Source organism: Streptomyces sp. NBC_00096 (assembly GCF_045041305.1).
In the GTDB taxonomy this organism is placed as follows: domain Bacteria; phylum Actinomycetota; class Actinomycetes; order Streptomycetales; family Streptomycetaceae; genus Streptomyces.
The window spans coordinates 1,185,519-1,209,679 of sequence record NZ_CP108221.1; the positions used below are offsets into that span (position 1 = coordinate 1,185,519).

Annotated in this window: 19 protein-coding genes; 4 read left to right on the top strand and 15 right to left on the bottom strand. The window is 73.1% G+C overall.

Annotated elements, in window-relative coordinates; translation table 11 throughout:
* Positions 1 to 23 precede the first annotated feature (23 nt).
* The gene (locus tag OG904_RS05100) at positions 24 to 1,451 is read left to right on the top strand and encodes a cytochrome P450 (RefSeq protein ID WP_405487809.1); all 1,428 of its coding nucleotides are present in this window, start codon (positions 24 to 26) and stop codon (positions 1,449 to 1,451) included.
* Between the two features lie 32 nt (positions 1,452 to 1,483).
* Here the strand turns inward: OG904_RS05100 and OG904_RS05105 are convergent, their stop codons facing one another.
* Positions 1,484 to 3,052: an MFS transporter gene (locus OG904_RS05105; RefSeq protein WP_405487811.1), complete on the bottom strand. Its 1,569-nt coding sequence runs from the start codon at positions 3,050 to 3,052 to the stop codon at positions 1,484 to 1,486.
* Positions 3,053 to 3,163: 111 nt separating this feature from the next.
* Between OG904_RS05105 and OG904_RS05110 the strand changes: the two genes are divergently transcribed.
* Positions 3,164 to 5,308 (top strand): prolyl oligopeptidase family serine peptidase, encoded by a 2,145-nt coding sequence (locus OG904_RS05110; RefSeq protein WP_405487813.1) that lies wholly within the window; start codon positions 3,164 to 3,166, stop codon positions 5,306 to 5,308.
* Between the two features lie 104 nt (positions 5,309 to 5,412).
* On the opposite strand, the gene OG904_RS05115 is transcribed toward OG904_RS05110, so the two are convergent.
* From OG904_RS05115 to OG904_RS05135, 5 genes are read right to left on the bottom strand one after another with little or no spacing between them, the layout of a single operon-like run.
* Positions 5,413 to 6,438 (bottom strand): ABC transporter ATP-binding protein, encoded by a 1,026-nt coding sequence (locus OG904_RS05115; protein WP_405487815.1) that lies wholly within the window; start codon positions 6,436 to 6,438, stop codon positions 5,413 to 5,415.
* The gene (locus OG904_RS05120; protein WP_405487817.1) at positions 6,435 to 7,454 is read right to left on the bottom strand and encodes an ABC transporter ATP-binding protein; all 1,020 of its coding nucleotides are present in this window, start codon (positions 7,452 to 7,454) and stop codon (positions 6,435 to 6,437) included. The genes OG904_RS05115 and OG904_RS05120 overlap by 4 nt, the downstream gene beginning before the upstream one ends.
* Positions 7,454 to 8,440 carry an ABC transporter permease gene (locus OG904_RS05125; protein WP_405487819.1) on the bottom strand — a complete coding sequence of 329 codons (987 nt, stop codon included), beginning with the start codon at positions 8,438 to 8,440 and terminating at the stop codon, positions 7,454 to 7,456. The genes OG904_RS05120 and OG904_RS05125 overlap by 1 nt, the downstream gene beginning before the upstream one ends.
* On the bottom strand, positions 8,437 to 9,393 hold the full coding sequence (locus OG904_RS05130; RefSeq protein ID WP_405487821.1) for an ABC transporter permease: 957 nt from the start codon (positions 9,391 to 9,393) through the stop codon (positions 8,437 to 8,439). The genes OG904_RS05125 and OG904_RS05130 overlap by 4 nt, the downstream gene beginning before the upstream one ends.
* 2 nt (positions 9,394 to 9,395) lie before the next feature.
* The gene (locus OG904_RS05135; protein WP_405487823.1) at positions 9,396 to 11,144 is read right to left on the bottom strand and encodes an ABC transporter substrate-binding protein; all 1,749 of its coding nucleotides are present in this window, start codon (positions 11,142 to 11,144) and stop codon (positions 9,396 to 9,398) included.
* A gap of 476 nt (positions 11,145 to 11,620) precedes the next feature.
* Between OG904_RS05135 and OG904_RS05140 the strand changes: the two genes are divergently transcribed.
* Entirely contained in the window at positions 11,621 to 11,743 is a 123-nt protein-coding gene (locus tag OG904_RS05140; protein ID WP_405487825.1) for a hypothetical protein, read from the top strand.
* A gap of 44 nt (positions 11,744 to 11,787) precedes the next feature.
* On the opposite strand, the gene OG904_RS05145 is transcribed toward OG904_RS05140, so the two are convergent.
* The 9 genes from OG904_RS05145 to OG904_RS05185 all read right to left on the bottom strand — a co-directional run bounded on the left by OG904_RS05145 (position 11,788) and on the right by OG904_RS05185 (position 22,517).
* Positions 11,788 to 12,498 (bottom strand): GntR family transcriptional regulator, encoded by a 711-nt coding sequence (locus OG904_RS05145; RefSeq protein ID WP_405487827.1) that lies wholly within the window; start codon positions 12,496 to 12,498, stop codon positions 11,788 to 11,790.
* Between the two features lie 56 nt (positions 12,499 to 12,554).
* On the bottom strand, positions 12,555 to 13,499 hold the full coding sequence (locus OG904_RS05150) for an ornithine cyclodeaminase family protein (protein WP_405497775.1): 945 nt from the start codon (positions 13,497 to 13,499) through the stop codon (positions 12,555 to 12,557).
* A gap of 104 nt (positions 13,500 to 13,603) precedes the next feature.
* Positions 13,604 to 14,635: a proline racemase family protein gene (locus tag OG904_RS05155; RefSeq protein ID WP_405487829.1), complete on the bottom strand. Its 1,032-nt coding sequence runs from the start codon at positions 14,633 to 14,635 to the stop codon at positions 13,604 to 13,606.
* Positions 14,632 to 15,636, bottom strand: a complete 1,005-nt coding sequence (locus OG904_RS05160) for a proline racemase family protein (protein WP_405487831.1) — start codon at positions 15,634 to 15,636, stop codon at positions 14,632 to 14,634. Before OG904_RS05160 ends, OG904_RS05155 begins: the two co-directional genes overlap by 4 nt.
* Positions 15,637 to 15,665: 29 nt before the next feature.
* The gene (locus OG904_RS05165) at positions 15,666 to 16,595 is read right to left on the bottom strand and encodes a dihydrodipicolinate synthase family protein (RefSeq protein WP_405487833.1); all 930 of its coding nucleotides are present in this window, start codon (positions 16,593 to 16,595) and stop codon (positions 15,666 to 15,668) included.
* 88 nt (positions 16,596 to 16,683) lie between these two features.
* A complete protein-coding gene (locus OG904_RS05170; protein WP_405487835.1) occupies positions 16,684 to 18,330 on the bottom strand; it encodes an NAD(P)/FAD-dependent oxidoreductase in 1,647 nt (548 codons plus the stop codon).
* Complete coding sequence (locus OG904_RS05175; RefSeq protein WP_405487837.1) at positions 18,311 to 18,646, bottom strand: (2Fe-2S)-binding protein; 336 nt, start codon at positions 18,644 to 18,646, stop codon at positions 18,311 to 18,313. Before OG904_RS05175 ends, OG904_RS05170 begins: the two co-directional genes overlap by 20 nt.
* A gap of 205 nt (positions 18,647 to 18,851) precedes the next feature.
* Entirely contained in the window at positions 18,852 to 20,003 is a 1,152-nt protein-coding gene (locus OG904_RS05180) for an NAD(P)/FAD-dependent oxidoreductase (protein WP_405487839.1), read from the bottom strand.
* Positions 20,004 to 20,084: 81 nt separating this feature from the next.
* A complete protein-coding gene (locus OG904_RS05185) occupies positions 20,085 to 22,517 on the bottom strand; it encodes a collagenase (protein WP_405487841.1) in 2,433 nt (810 codons plus the stop codon).
* 185 nt (positions 22,518 to 22,702) lie between these two features.
* Here OG904_RS05185 and OG904_RS05190 point away from each other — a divergent pair, with 185 nt between their 5' ends.
* On the top strand, positions 22,703 to 24,085 hold the full coding sequence (locus tag OG904_RS05190; RefSeq protein ID WP_405487843.1) for an aminopeptidase P family protein: 1,383 nt from the start codon (positions 22,703 to 22,705) through the stop codon (positions 24,083 to 24,085).
* Positions 24,086 to 24,161 lie beyond the last annotated feature (76 nt).

Sequence of the window (24,161 nt, forward strand, 5' to 3'; positions counted from 1 at the left end):
GGCACAGTTCTGGGGGCGGATCCATGGCAGCAACGGAAGCATCGCAAGCGGCTCGGGCGGGTGGCGGCGCCGGTACGGGGATACCGCGGCTCGAGGGCACGCCCCTGCTCGGTTCGCTCGCCGACCTGAAGGCGGACTCGCTCGGTACGTACCTGCGGGCGCGGCACCGGCACGGCGACGTCGTGCGGATCGCGGCGGGCCCGCCCGGGCTCCGCGCCGAGCTGCACTGCGTGTTCTCGGCGGAGGGGGCGCAGCAGGTGCTCGCCACCCAGGCGGCCAACTTCCGCAAGGACAACGCCTTTTACCAGGAGGTCCGCACCGCCTTCGGCAACGGCCTGCTCACCAGCCAGGACGAGGACTACCTGCGCCAGCGGCGGCTGGTCCAGCCGCTGTTCACCAAGCGCCGGGTGGACGGGTACGCGGACGCCGTCGCGACCGAGACCGCCGCCACCCTCACCGCCTGGGAGCAGGCCCCTGACGGGGTCGTCGACGTCTCGGACGAGATGATGGTCCTGGCGCTGCGCGCGGTCTCCCGGATCCTCTTCGGCACCGACTCGGACGCCACCGCCGCCGTCGTGGACCGGTGTTTTCCGGTCATCACCGAATACGTGCTGCGCCGCGGCTACTCCCCCCTCAACGTCCCCCGCAGCTGGCCCACTCCGGGCAACAAGCGGGCGGCCGCCGCGCTGGAGGAGCTGTACGGGGTCTGCGACGCGATCATCGCCGATCGCCGGAGCGGGGGCCAGGGTGCAGGCGGGGGCGGGGCCAAGGGCGAGGACCTGCTGTCGCTGCTCGCCGCCGCGAGCAGCGCGGACGACGGGGAGTTCGACGCCACCGAACTGCGCGAACAGGTGCTGATCTTCCTGCTGGCCGGGCACGAGACGACCGCCACCTCACTCGCCTTCTCCCTCCATCTGCTGGGCCGCCACCCGGAGTTCCAGGACCGGGCCCGCGCCGAGATCGACGCGGTCCTGGGCGACCGTACGCCCGTGGCCGCCGACCTGGACCGGCTCCCGTACCTCACCCGGATACTCAAGGAGGCCATGCGGCTCTACCCGGCGGCCCCCGTCATGGGGCGCCGCTCGGTCGCCGCCGCGGAGGTGGACGGTCACACCGTCCCGGCCGGCGCCGATGTGATCCTGGCTCCGTGGGTCACCCACCGCCACCCCGGCTACTGGCCGGACCCGGAGCGTTTCGACCCGGACCGGTTCACCCCGGAGGCGGAGGCGGCCCGGCCGCGCTACGCCTGGTTCCCCTTCGGCGGCGGCCCGCGCGCGTGCATCGGACAGCACTTCTCCATGCTGGAGTCGGTGATCGCGCTGGCGATGCTCCTGCGGGCCTACGAGTTCGAGGCCGTGGACACGGAGATCTCGGTCAGCGCCGGGATCACCCTGCGCACCACGAGTCCGGCGCGCTGCCGGATCCGCCGCGTGGGCGCCACCCCCCGGTAGCCGCGGGCCCGACAAGATCCGAAAGAGACGGCCTATGCCGTGGCCGAGGGTTCCGGGGTGTGGTTGCCCTTGAGCCGTTCGATGTCCGAGGGCCGGACCTGGATGACGACGAGCGCGATCAGGGCCGCGATCAGGGCGAACAGGGCCGCCACCACGAAGGCCGCGCTGACGCCCGAGGAGAGGACCTGGTCGGCCCAGGGCTTGGGGAGCTGCTTGGTGCGCGCGAGGAAGATCTTCTGCTCCGGGGTCGCGGTGCGCAGGAAGGAGCCCACCTGGTCCTTGGCCTCGTTGCGGCTGGCCGTGCCGAAGACGGTGACCAGGATCGAGAGGCCCAGCGAGCCGCCCACCTGCTGCATGGCGTTGAGCAGTCCGGAGGCCGCGCCCGACTCCCGGTCGGGGACGTTGGAGAGCGCCATCAGCGTCAGCGACACGAACTGCATGCCCATGCCCAGGCTGAACAGCAGCATCGGTCCGAGGATGCTGCCGAGGTAGGTGGAGTGGACGTCGGTCTGCGTCAGCCACGCGAGGCCCGCCGCCGAGCACAGCGCGCCGGTCACCATGAAGGGTTTCGGTCCGAGTCTGGGCAGCAGTTGCGAGGTGATCCCGGCGCCGACCGCGATCACCGCGCTGACCGGCAGGAAGGCGAGGCCGGCGCGGAGCGGGCTGAAGCCGAGGACGTTCTGCACGAAGAGGGTCAGGAAGAAGAACATGCCGAACATGGCGCACGCGAGGAAGAGCATGATCCCGTAGGTGCCCGCCCGGTTGCGGTCGGCGAACATGTGCAGCGGGGTGATCGGCTGCGGCGAGCGCCGCTCGTTGATGACGAACAGGAACAGCAGGACCACGGCCGCGCCGAACGAGCCCAGTGTGATCGGGTCGCGCCAGCCCTCCTGGGAGGCGCGGATGAATCCGTAGACGAGGGCGACCATGCCGAGCGTGGACAGCAGCGCCCCGGCGAGGTCGAAGTGGCCCGGATGGCGCTTGGATTCGCGGATGGCCCTGGGCGCGGCGAAGGCGATCAGCAGGGCGATCGGGACGTTGACGAAGAGCACCCAGCGCCAGTTGAGCCACTCCACGAGGATGCCGCCGGCGAGCAGGCCGATGGCGCCGCCGCCGGCCGAGACTCCGGCGAACACGCCGAACGCCCGGTTGCGTTCGGGGCCTTCGCGGAAGGTGGTGGTGATCAGCGCGAGCGCGGTGGGCGAGGCGATGGCGCCGCCGACGCCCTGGAGGGCGCGGGCGGCCATCAACTGGGGTGCGTTCTGGGCGAGTCCGCCCAGCAGTGAGGCCAGGCCGAAGAGCAGGACGCCGAAGATGAAGACGCGCCGCCGGCCGAGGATGTCGCCGGTGCGGCCGCCGAGGAGCAGCAGGCCGCCGAAGGTGAGGGTGTAGGCGTTGACGACCCAGGACAGGCTCTCGGTGGAGAAGTTGAGGGCGGTCTGGATGTGCGGCAGCGCGATGTTCACGATGGTGATGTCGAGAACGACCATGAGCTGGCACGACGCGATCACGAGCAGAGCGAGCCCGTGACCACCGCCGTTGCCCTGGACCTTGCCGTCGGTCCCGGTGCTGGTACTGCTCGGCGAAGCGTTCTGGTCCACTTTTTCGACGCTAAACCTGTACCCCGGGGGGCACCACTCGAACGGTCTAGGCTATGTGGCATGTGCTGTGCGATATATAACCTGTAGTATTTCACATGGCACACTGGCTCCATGGATCGCATGGATGACTTCCTCAGGCTCTCCGCGAGCACGGCACGGTTCACCTACGGCGCCCCGCGCGCCTTCGCCTTCGGCGACGAAGGCCGGCTCCTCTGGTTCCTCCGCTCCACCGGCCCCACCGACCCCCTCGACGGCCTGTGGGTCCTGGACACCGCCACCGGGACCGAGACCCGGCTCGCCGACCCCCGCGAGCTGTCCCCCGAACCGGCGCCCCTCCCCGTCGCCGAGCGGCGCCTGCGCGAGCGCACCCGGCTGGTCGCCGCCGGGATCGGCTCGTACGCGCTCTCGGGCGACGGTCGGCGGGCCGTCTTCCCGCTCTACGGGCACCTCTACGAGGTCACCCACGAAGCGGAGGGCGACCCGGGCCGGGCCACCCCGGGCGCGCAGCCCAAGGAGCTCCCGGCCGCCGGGCCCGTCTTCGATCCCCGCCCCGACGCAGACGGCTCGCGCGTCGCCTACGTCAGCGGCGACGCCCTGCACACCGTCCCCGGCGGCCGGGTCAGCCCCGACGACGGAGCCCGCTGGGGAGTCTGCGAGTTCGCCGCCGCCGAGGAGCTCGGCCGCGACCGCGGGCACTGGTGGTCCCCCGACGGGCAGGCCCTGCTCGCCGCCCGCGTCGACGAATCCGCCCTCCAGCGGCGCTGGTTCGCCGACCCGGCGCACCCGGAGCTGCCGGCCGAGGACTTCGCGTACCCCGAGGCCGGGGGCCCCAACGCCGACGTCCAGCTGTGGGTGCTCCGGCCTGGCGGGGACGGGAGCGGGGACGGGAGCGCGGGCCTGGGTGCGGGCGAAGGGGCGCCCGTACGGCTCGACTGGGACGCCGCGACCCACCCGTACGTCTCCGACGCGGGCTGGGAATCGCCCGCCGAGATCCTGCTCACCGTCCAGGACCGCCTCCAGCGGAACGTCCTGCTGCTCAGCGCCGACCCGGCCACCGGACGCACCCGGGAACTGTCGCGCACCACGCACCCCCAGTGGGTGGACCCCCTGCTCCCCGGCACCCCGGCGCGCCTGGCCGACGGCCGGATGCTCACCTGCGCCGACACCCCCGGCGGGGCCGCCCGGGCGCTCGCGCTGGACGGCGTACTGCTCACCGGGGACGGGATCCAGGTCCGCCGCGCGGCCGGCACGCACGGCACCCGGCTGCTGATCGAGGCCGGGCAGCGCGACCCCTCCGAGCAGCAGGTGCTCCTGCTGGACCCGGACAGCGGCGAGCTGACCCCGCTCGCGGACGGGCCCGGCGTGCACTCCGTCCAGGCCTCCTCCGGTGCGCTGCTGCTGACCTCTGCCGACGCCGACGGGATCCGGCGCGTCCTGCGGGCCGCCGACGGGCGGGAGTTCGTCCCCGGGGACCTGTCGCAGCCGCTGCCGTACCGGGTGGTCCCGGTGCTGGAGCGGGTCACCGGGCGCGCGATCCCCACCGCCCTGGTGCTGCCGCGCGGGCACGTCCCCGGCACCCGGCTGCCCGTGCTGCTCGACAGCTACGGCGGCCCGGGCGCGCAGGACGTCAGCGCCGAGCCGCGCCGCTGGCAGCACCGGCAGTGGTGGGCCGACCAGGGCTTCGCCGTGGTCACCATCGACAACCGCGGCACCGCGTACGTCTCCCCGGAGCACACCCACGCCATGTACCGCGGCTTCTCCGAGGTCACCCTGGAGGACCAGGTCGCCGCCCTGCGTGCGCTCGGGGAACGCCACGGCGACCTCGACCTGACCCGGGTCGGCATCCGGGGCTGGTCCTACGGCGGCTACCTCTCCGCGCTCGCGGTGCTGCGCCGGCCGGACGTCTTCCACGCGGCGGCCGCCGGGGCCGCGCCGACCGATTTCCGGCACTACGACACGGCGTACACCGAGCGGTACCTGGGCCTGCCCCAGGAGCACCCGGAGGTCTACGAGCGGGACAGCCTGATCCCCGACGCGGCGGGGCTGAGCCGGCCGCTGCTGCTGGTCACCGGCCTGGCCGACGACAACGTCCACCCCTCCCACACCCTGCGGTTGTCGCAGGCCCTGACCGACGCGGGCCGCCCGCACCAGCTGCTCGCGCTGCCGGGCGTCACCCACATGACGCCGGGCGGGGTGCGGGAGAAGGTCATGGCGCTGGAGCTGGAGTTCTTCCGCAAGGAGCTGGGCCTGCTCTGAGGTCCGCCGCGGGCACGACGGAGGGCCCCGGAGCCGGTGGTGACCGGCTCCGGGGCCCTCCTTCTCCTCCCGGGGTTCCCCGTCAGTCCCCCGGGACCCTTCGCCTACACCAGATGACAGGCCACCTCACGGGAGGCGACCGTCCGCAGCAGCGGTCGTTCGGTGCGGCAGATCTCCTGCGCCACGGGGCACCTGGGGTGGAAGGTGCAGCCCGGAGGCGGTGCGGCCGGGCTCGGCGGGTCACCGAGCAGCACGATCCGCTCGCGCCGCCGCTCCGCCGCCGGGTCGGGCAGCGGCACGGCGGACAACAGCGCCCGGGTGTACGGGTGCTGGGGGTTCTCGTACAGCGACTTCTTGTCGCCGATCTCCACGATCCGGCCGAGGTACATGACGGCGACCCGGTCGCTGACCCGCTTGACGACCGAGAGGTCGTGCGCGATGAACACGTAGGCCAGGCCCAGTTCGGTGCGCAGCCGCTCCATCAGGTTCACGATCTGCGCCTGGACGGAGACGTCGAGCGCCGAGACCGGCTCGTCGGCGATGATCAGCCGGGGGCTGGTGGCCAGCGAGCGGGCGATGCCGATGCGCTGCGCCTGGCCGCCGGAGAACTCGTGCGGATAGCGGTCGATGTGCTCGGGGATCAGCCCGACGAGCTCCATCAGTTCGGCGGCCCGGCGGCGGGCGTCCGCCGCGCCGGAACCCTGGACCAGCAGCGGGTCGGAGATGATCCGGGCCACCGTCTGGCGGGGGTTGAGGGAGGAGTGCGGGTCCTGGAAGACCATCTGGAGGCCCGGGCGCAGTGGGCGCAGGGCCCTCTGGGAGAGCCGGCTGATGTCCCGGCCGTCGAACTCGACGGTTCCGGAGGTCGGTTCGAGCAGCCGGACCAGCATCCGTCCGGTGGTGGACTTGCCGCAGCCCGACTCCCCCACCAGGCCCAGGGTCCGGCCCGCCTCCAGGTCGAAGGAGACCCCGTCGACGGCGCGCACGGGCGCCCCCCGGCGCCCGGTCGCGGTCCGCTTGCCGGGGAAGGTCATCGTGAGGTCGCGCACGCGCAGCAGGGGCGGCGGCTCGGCGCCCCGGGCCGGCGGGAGCGGAGCGGTGCGCGGGCCGGTCCTGTCCAGGGCGGTCATCGGGACACCTCCCGGACGGCTCCCGCGAAGTGGCAGGCCGCCTCGCGGCCGGCGTCGCCGTAGGCCCGCAGCTCGGGCCGCTCGGTGGCGCAGCGTTCCCGTTCCGCGTCACGGGCCGCCGCCGCCACCGCGCAGCGCGGGGCGAACGCGCACCCCGGTGCCGGGGCGAGCAGGGAGGGCGGGGAGCCGGGGATGGCCCGCAGCGGCTCGTCGTCGGAGTCGTCGAGCCGGGGCAGCGAGTCGAGCAGGCCCCGGGTGTAGGGATGTGCGGGGTCGGTGAACAGGTCGTCCACCGGGGCCTGTTCGGCGGCCCGGCCGCCGTACATGACCAGCACCTCGTGGGCGACGCGGGCGACCACGCCCAGATCGTGGGTGATCATGACGACGCCGAGGCCGCGGTCCTGCTGGAGCCGGGCGATCAGTTCCAGGATCTGTGCCTGCACGGTGACGTCGAGGGCGGTGGTCGGCTCGTCGGCGATGAGCAGGTCGGGCTCGCAGGCCAGTGCCATGGCGATCATCGCGCGCTGGCGCATGCCGCCGGAGAACTGGTGCGGGTACTCCCCCGCCCGGCGGGCGGGCTCGGGGATGCCGACCTCGCCGAGCATGTCGACGGCGCGCCTCTTCGCGGCGGCCCGGCCGGCCCTGAAGTGGACCCGGAAGTGCTCGGCGATCTGCTCGCCGACAGTGTAGTAGGGGTGCAGGCTGGAGAGCGGGTCCTGGAAGATCATGGCCATCCGGCGGCCGCGCAGGGTGGAGAGCTCCTTCTCGGACTTGGTGGTCAGCTCCTGTCCGTCGAGGGCGATCGACCCGCCGATCTCGGCGCCCCGGTGCAGGCCCATGACGGCGAGCGAGGTGACGGACTTGCCCGACCCGGATTCGCCGACGATGCCGAGCGTGCGGCCGGCCCGGACGGTGAAGCCGAGGGAGTCGACGGCCCGTACGGAACCCCGTGGGGTGGTGAACGTGACGCGCAGGTCGCGCACTTGGAGCAGGGGGGCTGCCTGAGCGGGAGCCATCAGTACCTCACCCTCGGGTCGATGACGGCGTACAGGAGGTCGACGGCGAGGTTCGCGACGACGATGAAGAAGGCGGCCAGCAGGGTGACCCCGAGCACGACGGGCTGGTCGGAGCTGACCAGCGCCCCGTAGAAGAGCCGTCCGATGCCCGGGAGTCCGAAGATGGACTCGGTGATGACGGCTCCGGCGAGCAGGCCGCCGAGGTCCATGCCGAATATGGTGAGGATCGGGGTCATTCCGGAGCGCAGTCCGTGTTTGACGACGACCGTGCGCTCGGGCATGCCCTTGGCGCGGGCGGTACGGATGTACGGCTCGGCCATCGCCTCGATCATCGAACCGCGGCTCTGCCGGGCGTACATGGCGGCGTAGAGCAGGGCGAGCGCGGTCCAGGGCAGCAGCAGGTTGCTCGCCCAGGCGAGCGGGTTGTCGGTGAAGGCCTGGTAGCTGGGGTAGGGCAGGATCCCGGCGACGCGGATGACTCCGTAGATGAGCATCACGGAGGTGAAGTACACGGGCAGGGAGGCGGCGGCGACCGCGCCGACCATGAGGGCCTTGTCGGTGACGGTGTCCTTGCGCAGCGCGGCGGTGACTCCGGCGCCGAGGCCGAGGAGGAGCCAGAGGGCGGCGGCGCCGACGGCGAGGGAGGCGGAGACCGGGAGGCGGTCCATGAGCAGGTCCCACACGGGCAGGGAGTTCTCGTAGGAGTAGCCCAGGCAGGGGAAGTCGCACTGGACGGCGTACTGGCCGGTGCCGAGGGTGCGTCCGGTGAAGATGCCGGTGAGGAAGTCGAGGAACTGGCGCCACACGGGCCGGTCGAGGCCGAGGTACGCGCGTACGTCGGCCAGCCGCTCGGCGCTGCAGGTCTTGCCGCAGGCGGCCGCGGCCGGGTCGGAGGGGAGCACGTAGAAGATCAGGAAGGTCACGGCGGCGATGGCGAGGAGGACGCCCGCGAGGGCGAGCAGCCGGCGCGCGAGGTAGAGGATCACGTCCGGCCGCCCCTCGGGTCGAGGATGTCGCGCAGGGCGTCGCCGAGCAGGGTGAAGGCGAGGACCGCGAGGAAGAGGAAGAGGCTCGGGATGACGAAGTACATGGGGTCGGTCTCGTAGAAGGCCACGGACTCGGCGATCATCTGGCCCCAGGAGGGGGTGGGCGGGCGGACGCCCACGCCGAGGTAGCTGAGCGCGGCCTCGGTGCTGATCATGCCGGGGATGAGCAGGGTGGTGTAGGCGATGACCGGCCCGGAGACCCCCGGGAGGATGTCGCGGGTCAGGATCCGCCAGGAGCTCGATCCGCCGACGCGGGCGGCGTCCACGTATTCGCGGTGCTTGAGGGAGAGGGCCTGCCCGCGGACGACGCGGGCGACGCCGGGCCAGCCGAAGACCCCGATGACGACGGTCATGAGGACGATGCGGTTGACGTCCTTGGCCACCGAGAGCATCGCGATCATGAAGATGAGGGACGGGAAGGACATCGTCAGGTCCATCAGGCGGGACAGGACGGTGTCGGTGCGGCCGCCGAAGTATCCGGCCGCGATGCCGGCGGCGGTGCCCGCGACGACCACGATGGCGGTGGCGGTGGCGGCGATGAGGAGCGAGACCTGGGCGCCGTTGACCACGCGGGCGAACAGGTCGCGGCCGCTGACGGGCTCCACGCCGAGCCAGTGCTCGGGGCTGATCCCGCCGAAGGAGCCGAGCGGCTGGCCGCCGAGGTAGGGGTCGATGGCGGTCTTGTCGAACTCGTCCGGGGACCAGCCGCCGAGTGCGCCCAGCCAGGGGGCGGTGGCGGCCATCAGGACGAAGAGGAGGACGACGCAGAGGCTGATGCGGACGGCGGGGCGGCGGCGGAGTTCCCGCCGGGCGAGCTGCCAGGGGCTGCTGCCCGGGGGGACCTCCTTGACCGCCGCCGCGTCCGGGGACGTGGCGGCGACGGGGGCGGTCATGTTCAGCCCTGGCCCTGGCTCTTGGCCGGGTCCTTGAGGCCGATGGTGGCGTAGTCGAGCTGGCCGACCCAGACGGGGTGGCCGAAGGCGCCCGCGATGTTGGGGCCGACGAGCAGCGGCTTGCGCTCCAGCAGGACGGGGACGGCCGGGGACTTCTTCATGAGCTCGGCGTCGAGGTCGATCCAGGCCTGGTTGGCCTGCTTGGCGTCGGCCATGGCGTTGATCTCGTCGATCCGCTTCATCGTCGCGTCGTCGCGGAACTGCGAGTAGTTGCCGGAGTTGCCCTTGACCTTGATGGTGCGGCCGTCGAAGACGAAGGGGAGGAAGGTGGACCCGGAGGGGTAGTCGGGGCACCAGCCGCTGAGGACGAGGTCGGGCGCGGTGGTGGTGTCTCCGATGACGTCGTAGTACGCGCCCGGGTCGACGGTGTCGATGACCACCTCGACGCCCGCGCGGGCCAGGCCCTGCTGGACGGCCTCGGCCTTGCCCTTGTCCCCGGTGGAGACGGCGAGGGAGACCTTCAGGGTCTCCTTGCCGGCGGCCTTGAGCAGCTCCTTGGCCTTGGCCGGGTCGCCGGACGGCGCGATCTTCAGGGTGTCGGCCTGCTTGCCGCCGGAGAGGGCCGGGGGCAGGTAGGCGGTGGCGATCTCGTTGAGCGCGGGGCCGCCGCCCGCGGTGACCACGGCCTCCTTGTCTAGGGCGTACTGCATGGCCTCGCGGACCTTCGGGTCGTCGAAGGGGGCGCGGGAGTTGTTCATCTGGAGCATCTCGGTACAGCCCTGGGACTCGGCCAGCAGCCGCTGCTTGATCTCCGGCTTGGGCAGCACCTTGGGGGCGCTCTCGGGCCGCATGTCGGACCACTGGACGGTGGAGGCGTCGGCGCCCTCCCCGGCGATGATCCGGTCGTCGATCTGGCCGCCCTTGAGGCCCATGACCACCACGAACTTGTCCGGATAGGCCTTGCGGACGGTGTCGGTCTTCGCGTCCCAGTGCTCGTTGCGGACCAGGACGAGCTTCTTGTCGCGGTCGTAGGACTCGATCTTGTACGGGCCGGAGGAGAAGGGGCGGGCGTCGTACTGCGTGCCCTTCTCCTGTGCTTCGGGGACCGGGGCGAAGGTGGGGAGGGTCGCGGTCGCGGAGAACTCGGCGACGGGCCGCTTCAGTTCGAAGACGATCGTGCGGTCGTCGGGGGTCTTCACCGAGTCGAGGTGCTTGCCCTGGAGCGGGCCCTTGTATCCGTCGGTGCCGGCGAGGTACTGGGCCGCGTAGTCGGGTCCGCCGGTGAGGTCGGGGGCCATCGAGCGTTCGACGTTGTACTTGATGTCCTGCGCCTTGATGGGCGAGCCGTCCTCGTACTTCACGCCCTCCTTGAGGGTGAAGGTCCAGGTGCGGCCGCCGTTGGAGGGGGTCCCGAGGTCGGTGGCGAGGTCGGGGACCAGCTCGCTGCCGCCCTTGCCCGGCTCGGCCTTGAAGGTGACCAGGGTGCGGTAGAGGAGGCGGGTGCCGAAGTCCATGGTCGGCATGACCCAGTTGCGGGCGGGGTCGAGGTGGGCGAAGTCCTGGTTGGACAGGACGGTGACCGTGCCGCCCTTGACGGGAGCGCCGCCGAGGATCTTCCCGTCGTTGGCGGAGGCGGGGTTGGAGGCGCCCCCGCCCGCGGAGCCCTTCTTGGGGTCGGAGCAGCCCGAGGCGCCGAGTGCGAGTGCGGCCACCAGGGCGGTGGCGAGGGCGAGTTGGGTGCGCTTGGTCATGGGTCACTCCAGTGAAGGGCCGCGCTCTATGATGTGACCGGTAACATAGTAATGTGAAATTGTACTGACAAGGGGTTGGAGCCGCCGTTATCCAGCCGTGTCCAAATGCGCCCGGGCGGCGGGGCGTTGGGCACGCACACCCGGCCGGGCTCGGGCCTGCGTTGGCGGCCCTGGCTCCTGACCGGCCTCTCCCTCTTCTTGATGGGGTTCTTCGCGCTTGCGGGGTACGTGTTCACCCACCTCGCCGACCTGAACGAGGTTCCGTGCGAGGAGGCCGCCCGGTTCGCGATGCCCGAGGTCCCGGAGCGCGCGACGGAGGCACGCTGCGAGTCGTACGGGGTGACGGACACGTCCTGCAGGGGAACCTGGCGGATGCCCCAGGCCGAAGTCGACGCGTGGTTGGACAGCTTCTTCCCCGACCGCCTGAGACCGGGAGACCCAGGCTTCCGCCTGGGTTCCCACTGCGGCGCGAGCCTGTGCGTGACGGTGCTCCGGGAACCCCTCGCGGCGGCCCCAAGGGGGCGCAGGCCATCGGCGCGAACGTGACCCACGAGACCGACGGCACGGCGCTCATCGGCTTCTCGGCCGACAACTACTGAGCCCGCCCCGCACCGCGATCGTCGCGGTGGAGGGCGGTCGTTCGTCAGATCCCCGAGCCCAGCCGGCCCGGGGTGCGGCCCACCGGCTCGTCGCGGCCCTGGGCCCACAGGGAGCGGACGTGGCCCAGGTGGCGGGTCATGCAGGCTTCCGCGGCCTCCGCGTCCCCGGTGAGCATCAGGTCGAGCAGCTCGATGTGCTCCTCGGCGGAGGAGACCAGCTTGCCGGCCTCGTCCAGGCCGGTCAGCCCGTAGAGCCGGGAGCGCTTGCGCAGGTCGCCCACGGTTTCGACCAGGCGGTCGTTGCCGGAGAGGCCGAGGAGGCTGAGGTGGAAGCGGCGGTCCGCCTCCAGGTAGCCGATGAGGTTGTGCTCGCGCGCGCTGGTGACGATCTCCTGCGCGATCGGGCGCAGGGCCTCGAGCTGCTCGGGCGTGGCGATCTTCGTGATCCGGCCGATGGTCGGGACCTCGATCATCGTGCGCAGTTCGGTGTACTGGTCCAGATCCCGCTCGCTGACCTCCGTGATCCGGAAGCCCTTGTTGCGCACCGGTTCCACCAGGCCTTCGCGGGCCAGGTCGAGCATCGCCTCGCGCACCGGGGTGGCCGAGACGCCGAGCTCGGCCGCGAGGCCGGGGGCGGAGTAGACGCTCCCGGGGCGCAGTTCACCCGCTATCAGGGCGGCTCGGAGGGCGTGGCCGACCTGGTCGCGGAGCCGTTCCTGGGCCTTGATGAGACTGTGCTGCTTCAGGTCACCCATTGTATTTCCTCCGAGACCGCTCACACCACCGGCGTGCGGAGGAACAGCGTACAATGTCACGTTGCGCTGTTCTCCCCGGCGGCCTCGAACCAGGCCACCGCCACAGCCAGATCCTCCCAGGCCATGCCCACGCTCTTGAAGAGCTGTGGACAACTTCCCGCCCCGCCACCCGGCATCCGGCCCGCGACCAGGTCGGCCAGGGTGCCGCTGATATGACCGGGTCCGATCGCCCCCTCCGCCTCCGGCACCAGCAGGTCCCCCGCCTCGCGCAGGGCCGCGGCGCGCGACTCCACGTAGACGGCGGCCCGCCGGACCAGGGCCGTGTCGACCTCGCGGGCCTCCGGCTCGTGCGAGCCCACGGCGACGACCGTCGCCTCCGGGCCGATCAACCGCCCGTCGAAGAGGGGCTCGCGCGCCGTCGTGCAGCAGATGACGAGATCGGCGTCGGCCACCTCCGCCGCCACCCCCGGGCGGGCCGGGACCCCCAGATCCCGGGCGTGCGCCGCCAGCTTCCCGGCACCCACCGGGTTGCGGGCCACGACGACCACCTCCGCCAACTGCCGTATCGCCAGCACCGCTTCGAGGTGACCGTACGCCTGCGGACCCGATCCGAACAGCAACAGCCGCAGCGGCCGCCCGGCCGGGAGCAGGTGACGCAGCGCCAGGGCCGAGACGGCCGGGGTGCGCAGCGCGGTCAGCGCCGCCCCGTCGAACAGGGCCAGGGGGCGCAGGGTCGGCCCGTCCAGGAGCAGGTAGGAACCGGTGATCCGGGGCAGCCCGCGCGCCGGATTCCCCGGAGCCACCCCGGCGATCTTCACTCCCGCGTACGCCCCGGCGGCGGCCGGCATGAGCAGCAGCTCCCCGCCGCCCGGTACGGGCAGGGCGCTGCGCGGCGGGCAGGTCTCGGGATCGAGTCCGGCCAGCAGTACGCCGGCCAGCGCGTCCGCGGCGGCGGCCGCGCTCAGCAGCCCGGCCGTCCCGGCGGCCGAGAACTGCGGGATCCCGGGGGGTGGGGTCGCCGCGGACGGGATCCCGGGGAACGGGGTCACCGCGGACGGGATCCCGGCGGCCGGGGGCACCGCGGGCGGCGTGACAGCGGGCCGGGTCACAGCAGGAACCCGGTGGCGAGCGCGTCGTGCGGGTCGGCGCAGAAGGCGTGCTCACCGGTGCGGTAGGCCGCCCCGGTGACCTCGGTGACCAGCCCGGCCGCCGAGGTGGAGGCGACCCGGCCCGTGAACACCGTGCCCACCACCGACTCGTGCAGCAGGTCCTCCCCCGGCCCCAGCCGGCCGTCCTCGGCCAGCAGCGCGAGCCGCGCCGAGGTGCCCGACCCGCAGGGCGAGCGGTCGATCTGCCCGTCGGCGAAGACGGTGACGTTGCGCTGGTGCGGCCCGAAGGGAGTGTCGGGCAGTTCCTCGTACAGGGTCACCCCGTACACCCCGGAGAGCAGCGGCCCGTCCGGGTGCCAGGTCCCGGGGTGGGTGGCGAGGGCGGCCCGGATCTCCCTCCCGGCCCGCACCAGCGAGGGCAGCGCGTCCCGGGTCACCTCCAGGCCGAGGTCCCGGGCCGCCACGGAGGCGTAGCAGGCCCCGGCGTGCGCGATGTCCGCCTCCACCATGCCCAGGGTGGTGGCGACGGGCACCTTGCGGGCGCTGGCACGGGCCGGGACGTTGCGGAAGGTGACCCCGGTGGTGCGGCCCCCGGTGCGGTGCACGGTCGCACCGACCCGGCCCGAGGGCACGTCGATCCGTACCTGCACGTCCCCGTCGTCGGGCGCGGCGACCCGGCCGGTGTCCACGGCCCAGGCGCCCAGCGCCATGGTGCCGTGGCCGCACGCGGTGGAGTAGCCGTCCTTGTGCCAGAACAGCACCCCGAAATGGGCCCCGTCGTCGTCGGGCGGGACCACGAAGCCGCCGTACATCCCGGCGTGCCCGCGCGGCTCCTGCACGAGGAGCCGCCGTACGTCGTCCAGGACTCCCCGCCGGGGGGCCGTCCCGGACCCCCCGGGCCCGATGGCGGTGGCGCACCGCTCGGCGACGGTGTCCCCGGGCACGGGCGGCAGGCCCGGGGCGGTGAGGTCGACGATGCGGAACGGCTCGCCCGCGGTGTGGTAGTCCACGGTCCGTACGAAGTTCACAGCAGGAACCCTCCGGGGAACGGGTCGGACGGGTCGAGGAAGTACTGGGCGGTGCCGGTGATCCAGGCCCGGCCGGTGACGGTGGGCACGAGCGCCGGGAGGCCGCCCACCGTGGTCTCGCCGACGAGCCGGCCCGTGAACTCGGTGCCGATGAACGACTCGTTGGCGAAGTCAGTGTCCAGGGCCAGCAGCCCCCGGGCGTGCAGCTGCGCCATGCGCGCGCTGGTGCCCGTACCGCACGGCGAACGGTCGAACCAGCCCGGGTGGATGGCCATCGCGTGCCGGGAGCGGACGGCGTCGGAGCCGGGGGCGGCCAGGTAGACGTGCTTGACCCCGGCGATGTCGGGGTTCTCCGGGTGGACCGGCCGGTCGCCGGAGGCGTTGATCGCCTCCATGACGGCCAGGCCGGCGGCGAGCAGCTCGTCCCCGTGGGCCCGGTCGAAGGGGAGCCCGAGGGAGTCGAGTTCGACGAAGGCGTAGAAATTGCCGCCGTAGGCGAGGTCGTAGCTGACCGTGCCGTATCCGGGGACGTCCGCCTTGAGGTCGAGACCGACGTTGAAGGAGGGGACGTTGGTGAGGGTGACGGCGGTGGCCGCCCCGTCCTCGACGCGGACGTCGACGCTCACCAGTCCGGCCGGGGTGTCGAGCCGGACGGTGGTGACCGGCTCGACGACCGGTACCATGCCGGTCTCGACGAGGACGGTGGCGACCCCGATGGTGCCGTGCCCGCACATGGGGAGCAGGCCCGACACCTCGATGTAGAGCACGCCGAAGTCGGCGTCCGGGCGGGTCGGGGGCTGCAGGATCGCGCCGCTCATCGCGGAGTGGCCGCGCGGCTCGTACATGAGCAGAGTCCGGATGTGGTCCAGGTGCTCGATGAAGTGGAGCCGCTTCTCGGCCATGGTCGCGCCGGGGATCACCCCGACTCCCCCGGTGATGACCCGGGTGGGCATGCCCTCGGTGTGCGAGTCCACCGCGTGGTAGATGTGGCGTGTGCGCATGGAGTCCCCTGACTGGCCTTGCGGCGTGGTTAGTTGAGTCCCTCGGCGAGGGCCTTCTCGGTGGCGGCGCGGACCGAGGCCTCCGTCTCGCCGGTCAGCGGGAAGCGGGGCGGGCGGGTGGCGCCGCCGGGGCGGCCGGCCAGGTCCATGGAGAGCTTGATGGCCTGGACGAACTCGGTCTTGGAGTCCCAGCGCAGCAGCGAGTGAAGGGACTTGTAGAGCGGCAGGGCGGTGGCGAGGTCTCCCGCGACGGCGGCGCGGTAGAGGGTGGCGCAGGCCTGCGGGAGCGCGTTGGGGTAGCCGGCGATCCAGCCGACGGCGCCGGCCAGGGCCAGTTCGAGCAGGACGTCGTCGGCTCCGATCAGCAGGTCGAGGCCCGGGGCGAGTTCGGCGATCTCGTAGGCGCGCCGCACGTCACCGCTGAACTCCTTGACGGCGACGATGGACCCGTCGGCGTGGAGCCGGGCGAGCAGGGACGGGACCAGGTCCACCTTGGTGTCGATGGGGTTGTTGTACGCGACGACGGGCACGCCCGCGCGGGCGACTTCGGCGTAGTGGGCGCGTACGGCGTCCTCGTCGGCCCGGAAGGCGTTGGGCGGGAGCAGCAGGACCGATCCGGCGCCGGCCTCGGCGGCCTGCTCGGCCCAGCGGCGGGACTCGGCGCTGCCGTAGGCGGCGACTCCGGGCATGACGCGGGCGCCGTCCCCGGCGGCCTCGACGGCGGTGCGGACGACGCGTGCCCGCTCCTCGTCGGTCAGCGTCTGGTACTCGCCGAGGGAGCCGTTGGGGACGACGCCGTCGCAGCCGTTGGCGATCAGCCAGGCCACGTGTTCGGCGTAGGCGTCGTAGTCGACGCTCAGGTCTTCCCGCAGGGGTAGTGCGGTGGCGACCATGATTCCGTGCCAGGGGCGGGTGCGGCTGTCCGTACCGGTGGGCGCGGAGGTGTGCGCGTGGGTCATGAGTGTGCTCCCTAGAGTGATGTGTGACATTTTACTAGTGGGCGTGAGGTGGCCACAAGGGGTGCGGCCCGCCCGATCAGCGGTCCCGTCAGGGAAGTTCGGAAGGAAGGCCGGAGGGAAGGCCGGAGAGAAGGCCCGGGGGGAGGTCCGGGGGAAGGTCCGAGGGGCGGTCGGCCGGGAGGCCTGCGAGGTTGCGCAGCGGGACCGGGCAGGACAGCGGTCTGCGGTCGGGCGCCACGCCCTCGGACGGTGCGGCCGCTCCGGCGAGGGCGGCGACGGCCGGGCCGCACATCCGGCCCTGGCACCAGCCCATGCCCGCCCGGGTGAGGAGTTTGACCGTACGGGCGTCCCGCGCCCCCAGGTCTTCGACGGCCTCCCGGATCCGGCCGGCCGGGACCTCCTCGCAGCGGCACACGTCGGTGTCCTCGCGCAGCCAGCCGGTCCAGCCGGCGCCCGGGCGGTGCGCGCCGGCCATCGCGGCGGCGAAGGCGCGCAGCCGCGTACGCGTCCGGACCAGGCGGGCCGGGACGGGGCGGCCCGCGATGGCGTGGGCGGCGATCTCACCCTCGGCCAGGGCCAGTTGGGCGCCGCCGACGCCGCCGGTCTCCCCGGCGGACCAGATCCCGGGGACGGAGGTGCGCTGCCGGGCGTCCAGCTCCAGGGCCACGGTGCCGTCCGGGCTCGGGCGGGTGGCGCAACCGAGACCGGTGGCCAGCTCCAGCTGCGGCACGAGCCCGTGGCCGACGGCCACCGCGTCGCAGGGGATGCGGCGGGCGGTGCCGGGGAGGGGGCGCCAGTCCCGGTCGAGGCGGGCCACCGTGACGGCTTCGACCCGGTCGGTGCCGTGGGCCTCGGTGACGGCGTGCCGGGTGAGGAGGCGGACGCCGTGGCGGAGCAGGGCACTGCCGTACGTGGCGCCTTCGGCGAGCTTGCCGGGGTTGCGGAGCAGGGCGGGGGCGTGGGCGGCGTAGCCGGTGTAGGCGGCGGCCTCCACGACGGCGGGCACGCGGGCTCCGGCGGCGGCGAGGGAGCCGGCCACGGCGAGCAGCAGCGGCCCGCTCCCGGCGACGACCACGCGCCGGCCGGGGAGCACGAGCCCGCTCTTCAGCATCGCCTGCGCCCCGCCGGCTCCGACGACCCCGGGCAGGGTCCAGCCGGGGAAGGGCAGCTGCCGCTCGTAGGCCCCGGTGGCGAGCAGGACGGCGCGGGCCCGGACGGTCGCGGCGGCCTCGTCGGGGCCGGCCACGGCGTGCACGATCCAGCCCGCTTCGCCGTCGGGGCCACCGTCGGGGCCGCCCCCGGTGTTGGGGTCACCGCCGGGGCCGAGGTGGTCGGCGGGGGCGCCTTGTCCGCCGGGGGCGGTCGGGCCGAAGTCGCCGCCGGGGGCACCCTCACCGACGGAGCCGTCCGGGCGGAGGGCCGGGGCGGCCGGGGCCGGGGCCGGGGCCGGGACGACCGTCCAGACGTGGTGGAAGGGGAGGTAGGTGATCCGGCCGGCCGCCTCGTGGGCGCGCAGGGCGGCTTCGCGCGGGGCGAAGGCGGCCCACCCGTGGTGCAGGGCCTCGGGGTTGGCCGCGCCGAGGGCGGGCGCCGGGTGGCGGTAGTACTGCCCGCCGGGCCGCTCACCCGCGTCGAGGAGGGTGACGCGCAGGCCCAGACCGGCGGCCGTGACGGCGGCCGCGAGGCCGGCGGGGCCCGCGCCGATGACGGCGAGATCAGACGGCGAGGTCGCCATGGCCGGTCCCTTCCTGGGTGGTGACGTGGTCCCCGGGGCGGGCGGGCACGAGGCACGCGCGCTGGTTCGGGCGGCCGTTGACGGTGACGAGGCAGTCGTAGCAGCTTCCGATCCCGCAGAACGCTCCGCGGGGGGCGGCGGTTTCCCGGGTGGTCCGCCAGGCGAGGATGCCGGCGGACCAGAGGGCCGCGGCGATGGTCTGCCCGGTTTGGGCGGGCAGCTCGCGGTCGTCGAAGCGGAGGCTCCACGTTTCCGTGGGGGTTCCGCCGACCAGGTCGCGGGGCGACCTTCGCCGGCCCCTCGTCGCTTCGCTCATCGCTTTCGTCCTCCGTTGCTGCTCTGACCGGGTGCGTTCTGCGTGTCCGTTGCCCTGCGGGGCCCGTCCCCTACCCGCCCTTCCACCGTTCCCGGGGCTCCGCCCTGACCCTCCGGTCCCGGGCTGCGGCCGAGCCCCTGGGGCTCCGCCCCAGACCCCGCTCCTCAAACGCCGGAGGGGCTGAATTTTCCGCCGGGCCCGGGCGTCATCGGGGTGCGTCCGTGAAGCGGGACGGGCTGAAGGGGGTCGGGTCCAGGGCGGGGGTGGTGCCCGTCAGGGTCGAGGCGATCAGGGCGCCCGTGGCGGGGGCCAGGCCGATGCCCGCGCCTTCGTGGCCGCAGGCGTGGAGCAGGCCCGGGACCCGCGGGTCCCGGCCGATCGCCGGAAGGTGGTCCGGCAGGTACGGGCGGAAGCCGTGGTAGGCGCGCAGCACCCGGACGTCCGCGAGGACCGGGAACAGCACGGCCGCCTGCGAAGCCAGCCGCCGCAGCGCCTCCATCGAGAGGGAGCGGTCGAAGCCGACCCGCTCCCGCGTGGCCCCGATCAGCACCGGCCCGGCCGGGGTGCCCTCGACCACCGCCGAGGACTGCAGCGCCGCCGACCCGCTCGCCACGTCCGCGATGTAGTCCGCGGCGTAGACCTTGTGCCGCACCACCCTCGGCAGCGGCTCCGTGACCAGGACGAACCCCCGCCGGGGCAGTACGGGGAGCGTGGCCCCCGCCAGGGCGGCCACCGCCCCGCCCCAGGTTCCGGCCGCGTTCACCACCGCCGGGGCGAGGAGTTCGCGGCGGGCCGTGCGGACCCCCCTGATCTCGCCCGCCGGGCCCCGGAGCAGCTCCGTGACCTCCTCGCCGAGGTGGACCTCCGCCCCCGACGCCGCCAGCAGCCGCGCCGCCGCCTGGGCGGGCTGGACCTGGGCGTCCTGCGGGTAGTGGAAGCCGCCCGCCAGGTCGGGGGCCAGGTGGGGCTCCAGCTCGCGCAGTTCGTCCGGCCCGACCTCGACCGCGTCGACCCCGGCGGCGCGCTGGCCGTCCGCGAAGCCCCGTAGCGCCTTCACGGTGGCCCCGTCGGCCGCGACGACCAATCCGCCCTTGGCCTCGTACTCGATCTCCGGCGGGAGTTCGAGCGCGAGTTCGCGCCACAGGCGCGCCGACAGCAGTGCGAGGTCCAGCTCGGGGCCCGCCTCCTTGTCGGAGACGAGCAGGTTGCCTTCGCCCGCGCCGGTCGTGCCGCCCGCGACCGGGCCGCGGTCGACGACGGCCGCGCGGAGTCCGGCGCGCGCCGCGTAGTACGCGCACGCGGCTCCGACGACACCGGCGCCGATGATCACGACGTCCAGGGAGGTTCTCTTGGCCACGGCAGTAATATGTCACATTCTTTATAGAGGGAACAGAGAGCGGCGCGGGCCGGCCCCGGGACGGGACCGGCCCGCCTCCGGTCAGCTGCGCAGCGGACCCTCACAGCTGTAACTCGAGGTCCCGGCCTTGTGGTTGGTCCAGATCTCCAGCTGGCCGAAGGAACAGTTCATGTCGGCCAGGTTGTTGGAGGCGGCACCCGCCCGGTCGAGGATGAAGTAGTCGACCGTCTCGGACATGTCCTTGAAGTTCTGGTCGTCGTTGCGCCAGCTCTTCAGGTTGGCGGTGATCTTGCCCGTACAGGTGAACCGGCGCTTCCCGGGCTCGCCGTTCTCCACGCAGTCCGGGGTGTTGTACGTGGCCGTCGCGAAGCTGGACTTCACGTCCGCGAGCGCCGCGTCGCGCAGCTGCGCGTTCGCGGTGAAGGCGGTGTTCGGCACGTACAGCTGGTCCACCTTGGCGATCTGGGCGTCCAGGAAGCGGTCGTACTCGCGCTGGAGGTACGCGTCCTGGCCCATCCGGGTGCGCCAGCCGTCGAAGCCCGCCGGGTCGTCGGCGCGCAGGTAGCCGTACATCTCCCGCAGCTTCGAGGGGTGCGAGGTCCACATGAACTCGAAGAAGGTGCCCGCGTAGTTGTAGAAGCGGAATCCGTCGCCGTCGTAGGTGGCGTGCAGCAGCTGGTCCACCGACATGCGCGGGCCGCCGCCGGCCGTGTCGTTGATGATGCCCTTGACCAGGGACTTGCGTACGGCGATGCCGTTGTCGCGGGTCGCCCCGTCGAAGAACTCGGCGGTGCCCTCGTCCATGGCGGTCGTACGGTCGCCCTGGTACCAGGCGCCCTGGCCGAAGGAGCCGGGGACGGCCCAGCGGCCGTTGAGGTAGTGCGTGTACTCGTGGCGGAAGAGCTCCTCGAGGGTGAGCGAGGAGTCCTGCGGGACGCGGCGCTGGTAGGTGTAGAAGGTGGCGCCGTTCTCGATGTAGATGCCGCCGTTGTTGGTGCCGTAGCCGGTGAGGATCGGGTGGTAGTTCACGTAGTCCGCGCGGGAGGCGTAGAGCACGATGTTCAGCGTGGTGTTGGTGTCCCCGGCGATCGGCTGGTCGGTGCCGAGCACGCGGTGGAACTGCGTCTTGACCTGCTTGCTCGCGTAGTAGAGCTGGTCGACGGTGGCCCGGTCCAGGGCGGTGCGGACCTTGATTCCCCCGTTGTCGTAGGTGTAGGTGTTCGGGAAGAGCTGCTTCTCGATGTCCTCCTTGCACACCCCGTACTGCTTGCACGCCTGGTAGTAGTTGAGCCAGGAGACGACCTTCGCCCACTGCTCGCTGCCGTCGCCGAAGGTGGACCTGGCCGGGCCCAGCAGCGCGCCGAGGTCGGCGACGACCCCGTCCCGCAGGCTCGCGATCTGGCCGAAGCGGCCGTACTCGCCCAGCGCGTCGCGCGCCACCCAGGCGTTGGCGGTGCCCTTGAGGTGGGAGTACGTCGCGAAGTTCTTGAAGACGGTGCGGTACGCGGCGTCGCCGGCGGCCGCCGCCTGGAAGGCAGCGTCCTGGTTGTACACGCCCAGGTAGTTGACGGAGAGGGCGGCGAGGGCCGCGCCCGCCCAGGAGGTGTCCAGGTTCGTCGCGGTGTGCGACGGGTCCATGGTGGCCAGGACGTTCTTGATCAGGCCGAGCTGGTACTGGCGCAGGCCGGGGGCACTGGCCGCGTAGAGCGCCTCGCGCAGGGTGCGGGCGTTGGTGGCGGTGGCGTCGAAGGTGCGGGCGGCGCCCCCGAAGTCCGCGACGGCCTGGCGCATCGCGTCGACGGTCGGGGCGTCGGTGACGTCGATCTCGGTGCGCGAGAAGTCGTGGTAGACCACGGCGTGCAGGTAGGTGAACATCTCCTCCAGGTGGGAGGAGTTCCGGCCGTCGTGGGTGGCGGCCAGGCCGGATATCCGGCGGGAGACGGCCTGTACGTGGGCGTCGGACATGACGGGCGCCAGGCGGGCGTCCCAGGTCCAGATGAGGCCCCGCAGGCAGCCGTCGGCGGTGACGGCCGGGTCGGCGAGGAAGTCGGCGAACTGCTCCGGGGCGAGCCCGGTGATCCCGTCGAGGGTGCAGGGGACGCCGGCGGCGCTCGTCGCGGAGGCGGCGAGCCTGCCGCTCTTCACCGCGGTCACGGCGGCGGGCTTGGTGACGGCGCCGGGCACCTTGCCTTCGGCGAGGGCCTTCCCGTCGGTGAGGGCCTTCCCGTCGTTCGTGGCCTTCCCGTCGCTCACGGCCGGGCCGCCCGGGGCCGGGGCGGGCACGGGGGCCGCCTTCTGCGCGTCGGCGAGGTGCTCGACCTCGTCGAAGGGGTTCGCGCCGGCCTCGGCGCCCGGGGCGCCTCCGGTGAAGGTGCCGGAGGCGGTCGAGCCCTGGGCGTTGGCGCGGACGCCGGTCTCGGCGGCCTGGGTCACGGCCTGGCCCGCGGTGGCGAGGAGGGTGACCGCGACGGCGGCGGAGAGGAGGGATGTGCGCACAACTCTGTGCTGGGACACCAAGAACTCCTGGTTGGGAGGGGCGGTGGGGGAAAGTGCGGAACTGCCCTGGTTTGAACTGCCCTGCGTCACGCGGCGTTTGACGGGGATTAATGTGCCGCGGTGTGAGCTGTAACATAGTAATGTGAAATTGCACTGACAAGACCTGTGCGCCCACCAGTTCGCATCTTCTTGAGGGAGCCCCTGTGACCGACACCCCCTCCCGCCCCACCACCGGGCTCAACATCGGCAGCCACGACCTGCCGGTGTCCGCGGAGCTGTCCCGCTTCATGGCGTCGAACTGGGCGGCTTCGCCCCTCCCGGAAGCCGCCCGCATCCCGGCGCACGCCGTCACCCCGGCCCGCCGCGAACGCCTCTCCGCCCGCTTCCCCGGGGAGCGGCTGATCATCCCGGCCGGCGAGCTGAAGGTGCGCAGCCACGACTGCGACCACCGCTTCCGGCCGCACAGCGCGTACGCCTGGCTGACCGGGCTCACCGGTGAGGACCAGGTGGGCCACGTCCTGGTGCTGGAGCCCGCCGGCCCGCACGGGCACGAGGCCGTCCTCTACCTGCGCCCCCGCTCACCGCGCGCGGGCGGCAACGAGGAGTTCTACCGGGACCGCCGCTACGGGGAGTTCTGGGTCGGTCGCCGCCCCGACCTCGCGGAGGCCGAGCGGCTCTCCGGCATCCGCTGCGCCCACCTGGACGAGCTGGGCTCCCCGTCGGGGCGCGACGCCTCCACGGACACGGAGCTGGCCGCCGCCCTCTCCGAGCTGCGCCTGGTCAAGGACGCCTGGGAGGTGGCCCAGCTGCAGCTGGCCGTCGACCACACCACCGCCGGTTTCGAGGACGTCGTACGGGACCTCCCGCGCGCCCTGACCCACCCGCGCGGCGAGCGGTGGATCGAGGGGGTCTTCAACCGCCGCGCCCGCGCGGAGGGCAACGGCACCGGGTACGAGACGATCGCCGCGTCGGGCGCGCACGCGTGCGTACTGCACTGGATCCGCAACGACGGCCGGCTGAACGCGGGCGATCTGCTCCTGCTGGACGCGGGCGTGGAGACCGACAGCCTCTACACGGCCGACGTCACCCGCACCCTCCCGCTGTCGGGCCGCTTCTCCCCCGTCCAGCGGCAGGTGTACGAGCTGGTCCTGGCCGCCCAGGACGCGGGCATCGCGGCGCTGCGGCCGGGCGCGAGCTTCCGCGACTTCCACCGGGCCGGGATGCGGGTGATCGCCGAGGGGCTCGCGGAGTGGGGGGTGCTCAAGAACGCGGAGGGCGACCTGCACCGGCGCTACACCCTGTGCAGCAGCGGGCACATGCTCGGGCTGGACGTCCACGACTGCGCGAAGGCGCGGGCGGACGCGTACCTGGACGGGGTCCTGGAGGAGGGCCAGGTCCTCACCGTGGAGCCGGGGCTCTACCTCCAGCCCGACGACGAGACCCTGCCGCCCGAGCTGCGCGGCATCGGCGTCCGCGTCGAGGACGACCTGGTGATCACGGCCGGGGGCGCCCGGCTGATGTCGGGAGCGCTGCCGCGCACGGTCGCGGGGATCGAGGAGTGGATGGGGAACCTGCTGGAGGGCTAGGTCGCCCAGACCGCCGTCCCCGCCGGGTCCGGCCGGGCCCGGTCGGCAGCGGGCCCCGGCGCGGATGCCGCGCCGG

Bases quoted from the DNA above. Each gene is read 5' to 3' on its own strand.
- OG904_RS05100 (WP_405487809.1), top strand. From the start codon at position 24: ATGGCAGCAACGGAAGCATCGCAAGCGGCTCGGGCGGGTGGCGGCGCC.
- OG904_RS05110 (WP_405487813.1), top strand. From the start codon at position 3,164: ATGGATCGCATGGATGACTTCCTCAGGCTCTCCGCGAGCACGGCACGG.
- OG904_RS05115 (WP_405487815.1), bottom strand. From the start codon at position 6,438: ATGACCGCCCTGGACAGGACCGGCCCGCGCACCGCTCCGCTCCCGCCG.
- OG904_RS05120 (WP_405487817.1), bottom strand. From the start codon at position 7,454: ATGGCTCCCGCTCAGGCAGCCCCCCTGCTCCAAGTGCGCGACCTGCGC.
- OG904_RS05130 (WP_405487821.1), bottom strand. From the start codon at position 9,393: ATGACCGCCCCCGTCGCCGCCACGTCCCCGGACGCGGCGGCGGTCAAG.
- OG904_RS05135 (WP_405487823.1), bottom strand. From the start codon at position 11,144: ATGACCAAGCGCACCCAACTCGCCCTCGCCACCGCCCTGGTGGCCGCA.
- OG904_RS05145 (WP_405487827.1), bottom strand. From the start codon at position 12,498: ATGGGTGACCTGAAGCAGCACAGTCTCATCAAGGCCCAGGAACGGCTC.
- OG904_RS05160 (WP_405487831.1), bottom strand. From the start codon at position 15,636: ATGCGCACACGCCACATCTACCACGCGGTGGACTCGCACACCGAGGGC.
- OG904_RS05165 (WP_405487833.1), bottom strand. From the start codon at position 16,595: ATGACCCACGCGCACACCTCCGCGCCCACCGGTACGGACAGCCGCACC.
- OG904_RS05170 (WP_405487835.1), bottom strand. From the start codon at position 18,330: ATGGCGACCTCGCCGTCTGATCTCGCCGTCATCGGCGCGGGCCCCGCC.
- OG904_RS05175 (WP_405487837.1), bottom strand. From the start codon at position 18,646: ATGAGCGAAGCGACGAGGGGCCGGCGAAGGTCGCCCCGCGACCTGGTC.